Consider the following 12,999-nt stretch of genomic DNA (forward strand, 5'->3'; position numbering starts at 1 on the left):
GGTGAGCCCTCAGGCGGCGGTGACGCTCACGCAGCGCTGAACTCGGCCACCTCGGGCTGCACCAGCCGGCTCAGCAGGCGGTCCAGCACCAGGGCGCGGTCGAACTGCATCGCGTGGTTGCGGGCCCGGTGAGCCAGCTCCTCCCGCGCCTCCTCGGACAGTCCCAGGGCCTGGTCCAGGGCAGCCGCGATGGCGGCGGGATCGTCGACCGGCACGATCAGCGCCGTGTCCCCGACGGCCTCGCCGATCCCACCGGTGTCGGTGGTGATCACCGGACCGCCGCCGGACAGCATCTTCTCCACCAGGGCGATGCCGAAGGTCTCCACGAACTCCGGCCGGGGCTTGCTGGGCAGGGCGAAGGCGGCACAGCCGGCCATCAGCGGCGACCGCTCGTCGTCGTCCACGTCGTCGAGGAACACGATCCGGTCCGCCGCCGGCGAGGCGGCGGCGACGTCACGCAGGAGCCCGGCCTCCGGGCCGTTCCCGGCGATGACCAGCTGCAGGTCGTCGCAGGACCGACTGGCGGCGAAGCCGGCGATCAGGTCGTCGACGCCCTTCGCGTGGGCCAGCCGGGACAGGAACAGCACGTACTCACCGGCCGCCAGCCCGCGCTGCGCGAGCCGCGCCGCCACGTCGGCGGGGTCCGGGTCGAGGAACTCCGTGGTGTCGATGGCCGGGTAGGAGATCGCTACCCGCTCGGTGCACTGGGCGGCGAAGTGGGTGCCGTGCCGGGCGTCGATGGCCTCGGCCGACTCGATGATCAGCCGGCGGGTGTAGTCCGACACGGCCACCGGGATGTCGGAGCCCAGGTAGGCCGACAGGACGTGCGCGGCCGCGCCGAACCGGTTCTCCTCCACACAGGTTCGGACCACGTTGGTCACGTCCGAGCCGACCGCCTCCGCGATGGTCACCACGTTGACCGGCAGGCCGGTCGCCTCCGCCGCCCGCAGCGCGTCGGTAATGGCGATGGTGTGGGGGCTCAGGTAGAGCGACATGGCCAGCGTCGGCACCCCGTCGGTGAACAGCTCGACCAGGCGACCGGTCAGCCCGGACAGGTAGCGCCCGTCCGGCACCTTGTAGTCGCCGACGGGTTCGGGGCGCTCGACGACGATGCCCTCGCTGTAGGGCGCGATGCCGTCCAACGGCTTCAGCGGCAGTCCCGACTCGACCAGGCGGGCGATCGGCCAGGTGACGATGCGGACCTCGGTGAAGCCCCGGGTGAGCGCGGCCTCGGCGAGGTTGCGCGCCTCGCCGGAGTGACCACAGATCACCGGATCGGCGCGGACGACGATCACGAGCCGGCGCAGGGAGGCGAACTCGGTCTGACGGGTGCTGTTGATCATGCGATGACCTCCGCGGGAAGGGGGGTGCTGGACAGATCGGGTCGGGGGTCGCCGGACTCGGCCGAGCCCGGTTCCGACACCGAGGGCGGCCGGTGCGCCCGGCTCCACCCGCTCGGCCGGGGGCCGAGGGTGATCTCGAGCTGCCCACCCCGGTGCAGCTCCCGGGCCGTCAGCCAGGACTGCTCCAAGGGGCGGCCGTTGAACCTGACGGACTGGACGTACTGGGGTGGACCGTCGGGTGTCGGTTCGACGAAGCCGGGCGCGTCGATGGAGAGCTCCTGGCCGCCGAGATCCAGCCGGGCATGGGCGAACGACGGGGCGTTGATCAGGTACAGGCTCTGACCGGCCACCGGGAACAACCCGAGGCTGGCCCAGACGTACCACGAGCTCAAGCCGCCCGAGTCGTCGTTGCCGGGCAGCCCGCCGCGGCCGAGGCCGAACTGGTTGTTCACCGCGGCGCGCACCACCTCGGCGGTGCGGTCCGGCCGGCCCAGGTAGTGGTAGGCCCAGGGGACCTCCATGTCCGGCTCGTTGTTGAGACCCTCGAACCGGTTGAGGGCGTAGCCGGCGGCCAGCTCCTCGACGCCGGGACGTTCGCCGACCTGCTTGACCGGGTCCGCGCCGTAACCGAAGAACTCGTCGAGCAGGTTCAGGAACCGCTCGTCCCCGCCCGCCAGCTCGATCCGCGCCTGCATGTCGTGCTGGATGCGGAACGAGTAGTTCCAGCGGCCGCCCTCGTAGTAGGTCGAGTCGATCAGCAGACCGGTGTCGGGGTCGAAGGCGTTCACCCAGCGGGTGGCCAGGGCCTCGAACTGCTCGGCCAGCTGGACGTCGCCGAGATGTCGGGCGACCACGGCGGTGCACTGGTAGCCGAAGGAGAGGTCCAGCGTGTGGGTGACCGGGTGGGTGATGCCCCGGAGCAGGTACTCCTCGCCGTACGTGCGACGCAGGTCGGTGTCCATGTGGCAGAGCGCCCAGTCCCAGTCGATGCCCGGGGTGCCGAGCTGGCAGAGGTCGGCCAGGAAGGTCTGGGCCAGCGCACTGCCCTGGCGGGAGAAGCGGTCCGCGCCCTTGGCCATCCGGTACCCGATCGGGAGGTTGCCCTCTTCCTCGCACACGTTGAGCAGCGCGTTGGCCAGCTCCACCGCGCGCTCGGGGAACAGCGCCGTGATCAACGGCAGCTGGGTGCGGTAGATGTCCCACATCGTGCACAGGTCGAAGACGAACGGTCCGTCCATCGGCCAGAACGGGCTCTCGTTCGCCGCGAAGCAGGGCTTGATCAGGGAGTGGTAGAGCGCGGTGGCGAAGACCGTCCGGCGATCGGCGGACGGGGTGTCCACGGTGACCGCCTCCAGGTGCTTGCGCCACTCGGCGGCGGTGTCGGCCCGGCGGGCGTCGAACCGGGACGCGCCGGTGCTGCAGTCGGCGCGCAGGTTCTCCTCGGCCTGGCCGAACCCGCGGAGCGAGAACCCGAAGCGCAGCTCGACCACCTGACCGGCCCGGGTCGGTCCGCGCCACATCAGCCCGAACGGTCGCAGCGTGGTCGGGCGGATCCGGTCGAAGTCGAGCCGGGTGCCGCCGGGCACCAGCCGACGGTCGTACCAGAGCAGCTGCCGGAAGCCCGGGCTGTCGCACTCCAGGTGCACCGCCAGCGGTGCCCCCTCGACGACCACCTCGGCCTGGGCCACGCCGGGCTCCACGGTCTGGAGGTGGGCGCGCAGGGGGACGGTCGCGCCGTACGGGATGAGCAGGCCACCCAGGGACAGGTCGATGACGATCCGCGCGTCCGGGTGCTCGGGGAAGGTGTAGCGGTGCACCGCGCTCCGCGGGCCGACGGTGACCTCGCAGCGGATGCCGGACGACAGCGTGGCCGCGTAGTAGCCCGGCTCGGCGACCTCGTCGGTCAGCTCCCAGCTGGTGCCCAGGGCGTCCAGCGGCTCCAGCATCGGCGTGACCCGGAAGTAGTTGTAGTACTTGCGGATGGCGCCGGTGCCGGACTGGTGGAAGTGGCTGAAGCCGGAGGCGATCTGCTCCTCGTGCATCCGGGGCGGCACACCCTCGGTGTTGAGCTCGTACAGGCCGTAGCCGGTGGGGTAGGCCCCGGAGTAGGAGCAGGCCGACACCATCCCGAACGGGTAGACGGCGCCGGGGTGGGTGTTCCCGACCTGGGGTTTGGGCCACCACCAGGTGGCGGCCAGGCCCTGCGGTGGGGGCAGCTCGGTCGCGCCGGTGCCGATGAAGGGGTCCACGTACTCGAACATTCAGCCTCGCTCTCGGCTGGCGGGTGACGATGGTGCCGGTCTGCTGCTTCGGTTCCGGTCTGCGCCCTGCTCCCGGTGTGCGCCGTCACGGTGCTCGGGTGAGTTGACCGTAGGGTCTTGCCGTTACACCCGTGTTTCGCTGCCGTGAAGGCGCGATTGCGCTCGGCTCTCGCCGGCTCGGGCGCTCGCCGGGACCTGGCGTGCGCCGGGCCGTACGCTGGCGTCCGTGATGGTGATCACCCGGTTCCGGGTCATCGAGCCGGCGGGGTTCACCGGCCGGGTCGACGCCGCGCTGGCGGTGCTGCGCGCCCGCGCCGGCTTCCTCGACGCCGTCCTGGAACGCAGTCTCGACGAGCCCGACCTGTGGGCGCTGGTCACCCGTTGGGAGAACGTCGGGTCCTACCGTCGGGCCCTGCAGGGCTACGAGGCGAAGACGGTCGTGGTGCCGCTGCTGTCGGAGGCGCTGGACGAGCCGTCGGCGTACGAGGACCCGGCTCTGCACTGAGGCCGTCACGGGTTTCGCCGCTCCCGACACCGCACCCGGGTGCTGCACCGGAACCTCACGGCGTGATCGGACCGGGACGACTAGGCTGGACCGTCGCGCCCTCCCAGCCGGGGAGGTCGACGACACCATCGTGGGAGCGAAGTTCCGTGGCACCGACCAGCCGTCTCGACAACGTCATCAGCCTGTGCAAGCGCCGGGGGTTCGTGTTCCCCGCCGGCGAGATCTACGGCGGCACCCGATCGGCCTGGGACTACGGACCCTTCGGCGTGGAGCTCAAGGAGAACATCAAGCGGCAGTGGTGGAAGTCGGTCGTGCAGGGCCGCGACGACGTGGTGGGCCTGGACTCCTCGGTGATCCTGCCGCGCCAGGTCTGGGTGGCCTCGGGGCACGTGGGTGTGTTCACCGACCCGCTGGTGGAGTGCCTGCACTGCCACAAGCGGTTCCGGGCGGACCACCTGCAGGAGGGCTACGCCGAGAAGCACGGCGTCGCCGACCCCGACACCGTCGAGCTCGTCTCCGTCCCGTGCCCCAACTGCGGCACCCGCGGCCAGTGGACCGAGCCGCGGGACTTCAACATGATGCTGAAGACCTACCTCGGACCGGTCGAGGACGAGTCCGGTCTGCACTACCTGCGTCCGGAGACCGCACAGGGCATCTTCGTCAACTTCGCCAACGTGGTGCAGACGTCACGCAAGAAGCCGCCGTTCGGCATCGGCCAGGTGGGCAAGTCGTTCCGCAACGAGATCACGCCGGGCAACTTCATCTTCCGCACCCGGGAGTTCGAGCAGATGGAGATGGAGTTCTTCGTCGTGCCCGGGACCGACGAGGAGTGGCACCAGTACTGGATCGACGAGCGGACGAGCTGGTACGTCGACCTCGGGGTGAGCCGCGACAACCTCCGGCACTTCGAGCACCCGGCGGAGAAGCTGTCGCACTACTCCAAGCGGACCGTGGACATCGAGTACCGGTTCGGGTTCGCCGGCAGCGAATGGGGCGAGCTGGAAGGCATCGCCAACCGCACCGACTTCGACCTGAAGACGCACAGTCAGCACTCGGGCACCGACCTGTCGTTCTTCGACCAGGCGGCCAACGACCGCTTCACCCCGTACGTGATCGAGCCGGCCGCCGGGCTCACCCGGTCGCTGATGACCTTCCTGATCGAGGCGTACACCGAGGACGAGGCGCCCAACACCAAGGGCGGCGTGGACAAGCGGGTCGTGCTCAAGCTCGACCCTCGGCTCGCGCCGGTCAAGGCCGCCGTGCTGCCGCTGTCCCGCAACGAGGCGTTGTCGCCCAAGGCGCGGGACCTGGCCAAGGAGCTGCGCAGGAACTGGAACGTCGACTTCGACGACGCCCAGGCGATCGGCCGCCGCTACCGTCGCCAGGACGAGATCGGCACGCCGTACTGCATCACTGTCGACTTCGACACGTTGGACGACGACGCCGTGACGATCCGCGAGCGCGACACGATGGCGCAGGAGCGGGTCAGCCTGGACCAGGTCACCGGCTACCTGGCGACACGTCTGGTGGGCTGCTGATCTTGGTTTCCGTACCGGATCGGGGTTGGGATCGCGATGGGTCTCCGGGTGGGGGTCGGCGGCTACCATCCGCCTCCCTCGCAGGCTCGGTCGGCTCCCGCCAGACCCGCCACGCCGCCTCACCCCATCCGGAGACCCAGCGCTCGGTGCCGACCGTTGCGTCGGCTGGCGGGCAAGATCAACATTCCGTGTCCGCGGTTGGGTCTCCGGTGACCTCGACTGGGAGCCCCGACCCTGCGGGATCGCGTTCGATGGTCTCGGAAGGAGTCGATGGTGGTGCGGCTGGTTCCGACGAGGTGGCGGCTCCTGTCGGGTTGCGGCTGGGTGGGCTGAGAGTCGATACGCCGGTGGTCCTGGCGCCGATGGCCGGGGTGACGAACGCGGCGTACCGGCAGCTGTGTCGCGAGCAGGCGGAGGCGGGGGCGGTGCCGGCCGGCGGGCAGGCCGGGCTGTTCGTCTGCGAGATGATCACCAGCCGCGGGATCGTGGCTCGGGACCGCAAGACCCTGGACATGCTGCAGTTCGACCCGGGTGAGCGGGTCCGGTCGGTGCAGCTGTACGGGGTCGACCCGATGATCATGGCCAGGGCCACCGAGATCCTGATCACCGACTTCGCCGTCGACCACGTCGACCTCAACTTCGGTTGCCCGGTGCCCAAGGTGACGCGCAAGGGCGGGGGCGGTGCGCTGCCGTACAAGCGGCGGTGGCTGGAGCTGATCTTGACCGCGGTGGTCGGTGCGGCCGGCCCGCACGGCGTGCCGGTGACCATGAAGACCCGGATCGGCATCGACGACGACCACCGGACGCACCTGGACGCCGGTCGGATCGCCGAGCAGGCCGGCTGCGCCGCCATCGCGCTGCACGGGCGCACGGTCCAGCAGGCGTACTCGGGCGAGGCCGACTGGGACGCCATCGCGGCGCTGAAGCAGCACGTGAGCATCCCGGTGCTCGGCAACGGGGACATCTGGGAGGCCGGCGACGCGCTGGCGATGGTCCGGCACACCGGGGTCGACGGTGTCGTGATCGGGCGCGGCTGCCTCGGGCGGCCGTGGCTGTTCCGCGACCTGGTGGACGCCTTCGCCGGGGTCTCGTCGCGGACCCTGCCGACGCTGGGCGAGGTGGCGAGCATGATCAGGCGGCACGCCCAGCTGGTGGTCGGCTACAGCGACGAGCCCCACGGGCTGGCCGAGATGCGCAAGCACATGGCCTGGTACCTGAAGGGGTACCCGGTCGGCGGGGAGATCCGGCGCGCGCTCGGGCTCGTCTCCACGTTCGCGGAGCTGGACGACGCCCTCGGTCGGCTGGAACCCGACGTGCCGTTCCCGGTGGCCGAGCTGGGCTCGCCCCGCGGTCGGCAGGGGTCGGCCCGCGCCAGGGTCGCCCTGCCGGAGCACTGGTTGGACGACCCGGCGGCGGTGGACCTGGACCTGGCCGACGCCGAGATCGGCGTCTCGGGTGGCTGAGGCCCCGACGACGGGGGAGTCCGGTGCGGAGCGGGTGGGGGTGTCGGCCCGGGCCCAGCAGTGGGCCGCCACCATGCACGGTCACGCGGAAGCGGGTCTGGTGCGGGCGCACGCGACCTCGCACGCGCTGACCGGCCCCGGACCGGTGGTGGCCCGTGAGCTGCGGGAGGAGTGGGAAGCCGTCCGGTTGCGCCCCGGGGCCACCCGGGCGCGCGGGGCCGGGAACCGAGCCAGGGCAGAGGAAGCGGACGCCGAGCGCACCTGCTTCGAGCGGGACCGGGACCGGATCGTGCACTCCACGGCGTTCCGCCGGTTGGCCGGCAAGACCCAGGTCGTGGTCTATCCCAGTGATCACCAGCGGACCCGGCTGACGCACGCCCTGGAGGTCGCGCAGGTCGCCACCTCGATCGCCCGCGGCATCGGGGCCAACGTGGCCCTGGTGGACGCGATCGCCCTGGGTCACGACTGCGGTCACGGACCTGGCGGACACGCCAGCGAGGACGCGTTCGACGCCTTCATCCCCGAGGGGTACGACCACGGGCCATGGGGGTCCGACGTGGTCCTCGCCTCGCTGAACCTGTGCACCGAGACCCTGGACGGGATCCGCAACCACTCCTGGTCACGGCCGGCGCCGGCCACCATCGAGGGCGAGATCGTCAGCTGGGCCGACCGGATCGCCTACTGCGCCCATGACCTGGAGGATGCGGTCCACGCCGACATCGTCGCCGAGTCCGAGATCCCGGCCGAGGTGGCCGACGTCTGCGGACGGACCCGCCGGCAGCAGCTGCGGACCTTCGTCCGTGGCGTGATCCGGGCCGTGGACCGCTACGGCGAGGTGGGGATGGAGCCCGCCGAGGCCGCGGCGTTGAGTGCCCTGCGGGCCTTCAACTACGAGCGGATCTACGTCCGCCCCGCCTCACTGGCCCAGTCCCGCGTCGTGGTCGAGGTGCTGCGGTCCCTGGTCGAGTTCTACGTCGAGCACCCGGCGTCGATGCCGTCGCCGTCGGCCTTCGAGGTCCCCTCGGGCGACCCGGTCCGTGCCGCGGTCGCGTACGTCGCCGGGATGACCGACCGGTACGCGTTCGACCGCGCCGTGGGCGAGCTCGGCTGGGATCCCGCGCGCCTGCCCCCGTCGAGCTGACGCTCGGTCTCGCGTGGTTCTGCGTTCCTGAGCCGCTGGCGTCGGCGGATGGGGTGCTCGGGTAGCCGGATGTTGCCGGGGAGTCAGATCTGGTTGCTGGGTGGGCGGGTCGGGTGGCCGGAGGTCGCCGGGGAGTCAGATCCGGTCGACTCGGTCTCTGAGGGACTCGCTGGTCGGCGGCACGGCTCGCAGGGGGATCGCGGTCGCCAGGGCCAGGGTCAGCAGCAGGCCGAGGTAGAGCACCGTCGCCCAGACCCCGCGGACGGTGTCGAGGGCGAAGCCGGGTCCGCCGACGTCATCGGCGACGACCACCCACAGGGTCAGGCCGGTCAGGAAGACCGCGGCGCACACCACCCTGGCCCACGTCCGCCGCCCCGCCAGTCCGTACGCCCCTGCCAGTCCGAGCACGGGCACGCCGATGGCGCCGCCGCCGATGCCGTCGGCGAACATCGCGGTGGGATGCAGCAGGCCGGGCAGCAGCACGCCGGCGAACAGCAACGGCGCCGTGGCCAGCACGGGTCGCGGGCGCCCGGTCGAGCGTCGCCACTCCGCGTAGCCCAGCACCCCGCCGACGACGGTCCCCACGAGCAGGATCCAGACGATGGTGTTGACCCAGGTCACCTGCGAGTCCGGCCCGACGACGGCGGCCATGAAGGCCCGCAGGGCTCCCGCCCAGGCCAACCCGCACACCGCCCCGATCCCGATGTGGGCGCCGCGGCCGACCAGCGGGGGGCGAGCGTGCTGCAGCGCGGCCGCCAGGCAGAGCACCATCAGGAGCGTCAACCCGAGCGCGCCCACCCAGACGCCGCGGGCGGTGCCGAGAGGAGCGGCCAACGTGGCCATCCCGGTGACGGCGACCAGCCCGCCGGCGGCGACGAGTCCACACAGCACCGTGGGCAGCGAGCGTCGACGGTGTGTCAGTGCGTAGCCCGCGCTGAGGGCTGTGACCACGACCAGCAGAGATCCGCTGCCGTACCCCTCCCGCAGGAGCAGCAGCAGCATCGGCGGGTGCAGCAGCACGGCGGCCAGGAGCACCGGAGCCCACACCAGCACCCGGCGTGGCGTACGTCCTCGGGCGTGGGCCTCGGTCGCCTGCGCGAGCAGAGCACCCACCGCGGCGCCGGGGAGGAGGACGAAGACGATGGTCAGCCAGGTGATGGTGGACTCCGCACCGGCCAGCTGCACCATCCAGCCTCGCAGGGCGGCGCTCCAGGTCAGGCCGATCAGCGCCCCGGTCAGCACGACCGAGGCGTGCCGACGCCGGCCGGCCGGCGGGACCGACGCCGCCGCCGGTGGTCGTACGGTGTCGGCGGTCACGCCGGGGGGTCGAGCGGTTCGGCGAGCAGCGCCGCTCCGAAGCCGACGACCGCCACCCCGTAGAGGGCGACTCCCAGAGCGAGCAGCGAGGTGAACTGGACCGGAACCAGGGCGAGCATCGCCACCCCGACCGCCAGCGGCGTGAACCGGCGCCACGAGGACCAGCGCCGAGCGCGGATCACGGCCAGGCCGGCGAGCACGAAACCGACGGCGCTCGTCAGGCTGCCCAGCGCGAACAGGCCGATGGCCACCCCCGCCGCCGGGTCCTCGCTGCGAGCCCCGGGAAGGAACGCGCTCAGGCACTGGGCGCCGACGAACACCACGCCGCCGACGACCATCACCTTCGCACCGATCCGGCCCGGTCGACTCCGGCCGGTCGCTTCGCTCCGGGCGAAAGCGACCAGACTGAGGACGAACAGCGCCTGGGCCACCGCCCAGCTCAGCGACAGGGCGACCGACAGGGCGCCCTCGTACGGGAAGTTCAGCCGGTCCGCCGGCACCGTCGTGACCTCACGGTAGAGAACAGTCGCGACGCCCGCCTGCAGCTGGACACCCGCGAACAGGACGGCGGCCACTCCCGGGACGAGGGCCCGCAGCGGCCGTGGTGCCGCTCGGGGCGGCTGCGCTGCGGAACGACGAGCGGCGGTTTCGGTCTCGGTGATCATCGGGGTTCCTTCCGGACGGGGTGCTCGTCAGAGTAGGAAGCCGGACGGCCACCCCGCATCCGCGGCAGCACCACCTCGGATGCCGTGCTGACACTGATGCCGGCACCGCGTCCGAGGGGGATGATGAGCGGGTGCGACTCACCCGATCGGGGTTGGCGGCCCTGGCCTGTCTGGGGCTGACCGTCGCTGCCGAGATCGCGACCGCGGTGCTGTCGCGGGGCTTCGCGCACCCGCTCGACACCTCGCTGTTCGCCCTCTACAACGTCGCGCTGGCGGCCGTCGGCACCCTGATCGTGCTCCAGCTGCCGCGCCATCCGGTCGGCTGGATCCTGTGCCTGGGTGGCCTGCAGGGTGCGGTGATGGCCGACCTCGCCCTCGGCTGGGCCACCCGCGGTGTCGCCGAGGGCTGGACCGGCGCTCCTCTCGTGCTCTGGGTCGGGCTCGCGAGCTGGTGTCCCGGAGCGCTGATGTGGGTGCTCGTCCTCCTCTACACGCCGACCGGGGAGCTGGCGGGGCCGCGATGGCGGATCCCCCTGTGGGCGGGGATCCTCGGCACCGGTCTCTACCTGTGGGGCTGGTGGGTCAGCCCGGCGTCGGTGGACGTGGTCACGGGCGTGCCCAACCGGTACGCCGTCGACTGGCTTCCGGGCCCCCAGGCTGTCCTGGTCGGTGGCGTGCTGCTCTCGGCGGCCGCTCTCGGCGCCCTGACCTCGTTGGTGGCGCGGTTCCGATCCGGCGACGCGGTCGTCCGCCAGCAGCTGAAGTGGGTCGCGATGGCCGGTGGCAGCCTGGGGGTGCTGCTGCCGGTGGCGATCGTGTCGTGGGACTCGTCGGCCGTGGTCCGGGCCATCTGCCCGGTCGTGCTCGTGGGCTGCGCGGCGGCACTGGGGGCCTCCGTCCTGCGCTGTCGGCTCTTCGAGGTGGACCGCATCATCGGGCGCTCACTTGCGTACGCGAGCGTGACCGCCTTCACCGTCGCGGTCTTCGCCGCCGTCACCGTGCTGCTCGGCACCCTCGCCGGACGCCCGTGGTCGTCGCCGTGGCTGGTGGCGCTCGCGACGCTCGTGGCTGCGGCGACCTTCCGGCCCTTGCTGCGCCGGACCCGCCGCCTGGTGGACCGGTGGTTCGACCGCGACGCGCTCGAGGCGCGGCTCCGTCTCGACGCCTTCCTCGAGGGTCTGCGCTCCGGGACCGAGCAGCCCGATCGTCTGCAGCAGGTGCTGTCGGAGGCACTGCGCGATCCCCGGTTGCGGTTGCTGCTCTACGTTCCGGCGCACGGAGGTCTGGTCGACGTCCGCGGACGCCCGGCCGAGCTGGACGATGATCTCGGAGTGGTCCGGGTCGAGCGACAGGGTGCCCCCGAAGCCGTCGTGCAGTTCACCGACGACGGCGAGCCGGCCCGTGCCGGCCGCGTACGCCAGCTGGTCGAGCACGCCCGGCTGGCGGTTCAGGTGGCGCGCCTGGGGGTGGAGCTGACCCGTCGTCTCGACGAGCTCGACCGGTCGCGGGCCCGGATCGCCGAGTCCGCCGACGAGGAACGCCGGCGCATCCAACGTGATCTCCACGACGGTGCGCAGCAGCGTCTGGTGACGGTCGGACTCGGCCTGCGCCGGGTGGAGAGCAGGCTCCGGCTCGCGGGACGGGAGCCGGACGCCGACCTGCTCGACGGCGCGGTGGCCGACCTCGCCGCGACCGTCCAGGACCTGCGGAACCTGACCGGCGCGCTGCCCCCGCCGCAGCTCGACGGCGGCATCGGTCCGGCCCTGCGCGAGCTCGCGTCGCGCTCCCCGATCCCGGTCGTGGTGGATGCCGGCCCGGAGCGCGCCGGACGCACGGTGGAGACCGCCGCCTACTTCGTCGCCTGCGAGGGTCTGACCAACGTCATCAAGCACGCCGACGCCTCGACGGCGACGATCCGCGCAGCCCAGCACCACGGCTCCCTGTTCTTGTCGGTGACCGACGACGGCGTCGGCGGCGCGGCCGTCCGGCCCGGGTCGGGACTGGCCGGTCTGGCCGACCGCGTGGCTGCGGTCGGCGGCTGTCTGCACATCGACTCCGACCGGTACGGGACCCGGCTGACCGCGGAGCTGCCGTGCGGCTGATGCTCGTGGAGGACCAGGCCCTGCTGCGCGAGGGTCTGATCGGGCTCTTCCGTGATGCCGGGCACGACGTGGTCTGGTCCGCGGACAGCTGCGCCGACCTCGACCGGGTCTTCCTCGAGCAGCTGCCGGATGTCGTGGTCCTCGATGTCCGGCTGCCACCGGCCTTCACCGACGAGGGGGCACGCGCAGCGGCGCGCCTCAAGTCCCTGCGCCCCGGGATCGGGGTGCTGCTGCTGTCCCAGCACATCGAGACCGTCCACAGCGTGGGGCTGGTGGGGCTGGGCGGGTTCGGCTACCTGCTCAAGGACCGGGTGCTGGACGTACCCGACTTCCTGTCCTCGCTGGCTCGGGTCGCCGACGGCGGATCGGCTCTGGATCCGCAGGTGGTGGCGGCTCTGCTCCATCGAGCCGGCGGAGGGACCGGCGTCAGCGGGCTCAGCGAGCGTGAGCACCTCGTCCTCGCCTCGATGGCTCAGGGACTGACCAACGCCGGCATCGCCAAGCGGCTCTGGCTCAGTGAACGGACCGTCGAAGCCCACATCCGACGCGTGCTCGTCAAGCTCGGCATCGCCGAGACCGAGGACCACAACCGGCGGGTCCTCGCCGTGCTCCTGCACCTCGGTGTCCCCCTGACCCCAGAAAACCGCTGACGCCCCCTTTCACC

10 protein-coding genes are annotated in these 12,999 nt (G+C 72.0%); 6 read left to right on the top strand and 4 right to left on the bottom strand.

What is annotated here, in order from left to right; genetic code table 11:
* Window positions 1-26: 26 nt before the first annotated feature.
* Complete coding sequence (locus ABD714_RS04225; protein WP_344811016.1) at window positions 27-1,343, bottom strand: glycosyltransferase family 4 protein; 1,317 nt, start codon at window positions 1,341-1,343, stop codon at window positions 27-29.
* Window positions 1,340-3,604, bottom strand: a complete 2,265-nt coding sequence (locus ABD714_RS04230) for a glycoside hydrolase domain-containing protein (protein WP_344811017.1) — start codon at window positions 3,602-3,604, stop codon at window positions 1,340-1,342. Before ABD714_RS04230 ends, ABD714_RS04225 begins: the two co-directional genes overlap by 4 nt.
* Window positions 3,605-3,833: 229 nt before the next feature.
* Here ABD714_RS04230 and ABD714_RS04235 point away from each other — a divergent pair, with 229 nt between their 5' ends.
* The 4 genes from ABD714_RS04235 to ABD714_RS04250 all read left to right on the top strand — a co-directional run bounded on the left by ABD714_RS04235 (window position 3,834) and on the right by ABD714_RS04250 (window position 8,251).
* On the top strand, window positions 3,834-4,109 hold the full coding sequence (locus ABD714_RS04235; protein ID WP_344811278.1) for an antibiotic biosynthesis monooxygenase: 276 nt from the start codon (window positions 3,834-3,836) through the stop codon (window positions 4,107-4,109).
* 146 nt (window positions 4,110-4,255) lie between these two features.
* Entirely contained in the window at window positions 4,256-5,647 is a 1,392-nt protein-coding gene (locus tag ABD714_RS04240; protein WP_344811018.1) for a glycine--tRNA ligase, read from the top strand.
* Between the two features lie 251 nt (window positions 5,648-5,898).
* The gene (gene dusB / locus ABD714_RS04245; RefSeq protein ID WP_344811019.1) at window positions 5,899-7,110 is read left to right on the top strand and encodes a tRNA dihydrouridine synthase DusB; all 1,212 of its coding nucleotides are present in this window, start codon (window positions 5,899-5,901) and stop codon (window positions 7,108-7,110) included.
* Between the two features lie 73 nt (window positions 7,111-7,183).
* Window positions 7,184-8,251: an HD domain-containing protein gene (locus tag ABD714_RS04250; RefSeq protein ID WP_344811279.1), complete on the top strand. Its 1,068-nt coding sequence runs from the start codon at window positions 7,184-7,186 to the stop codon at window positions 8,249-8,251.
* A gap of 135 nt (window positions 8,252-8,386) precedes the next feature.
* Here the strand turns inward: ABD714_RS04250 and ABD714_RS04255 are convergent, their stop codons facing one another.
* Entirely contained in the window at window positions 8,387-9,568 is a 1,182-nt protein-coding gene (locus ABD714_RS04255) for a hypothetical protein (protein WP_344811020.1), read from the bottom strand.
* Entirely contained in the window at window positions 9,565-10,233 is a 669-nt protein-coding gene (locus ABD714_RS04260) for a hypothetical protein (RefSeq protein WP_344811021.1), read from the bottom strand. Before ABD714_RS04260 ends, ABD714_RS04255 begins: the two co-directional genes overlap by 4 nt.
* A 131-nt stretch (window positions 10,234-10,364) precedes the next feature.
* On the opposite strand from ABD714_RS04260, the gene ABD714_RS04265 reads away from it, so the two are divergent.
* Together ABD714_RS04265 and ABD714_RS04270 are read left to right on the top strand one after the other, a co-directional pair.
* The gene (locus tag ABD714_RS04265) at window positions 10,365-12,335 is read left to right on the top strand and encodes a sensor histidine kinase (protein WP_344811022.1); all 1,971 of its coding nucleotides are present in this window, start codon (window positions 10,365-10,367) and stop codon (window positions 12,333-12,335) included.
* The gene (locus tag ABD714_RS04270) at window positions 12,335-12,985 is read left to right on the top strand and encodes a LuxR C-terminal-related transcriptional regulator (protein ID WP_344811280.1); all 651 of its coding nucleotides are present in this window, start codon (window positions 12,335-12,337) and stop codon (window positions 12,983-12,985) included. The genes ABD714_RS04265 and ABD714_RS04270 overlap by 1 nt, the downstream gene beginning before the upstream one ends.
* Window positions 12,986-12,999: the final 14 nt, after the last annotated feature.

This window comes from Microlunatus aurantiacus (assembly GCF_039536605.1).
In the GTDB taxonomy this organism is placed as follows: domain Bacteria; phylum Actinomycetota; class Actinomycetes; order Propionibacteriales; family Propionibacteriaceae; genus Microlunatus; species Microlunatus aurantiacus.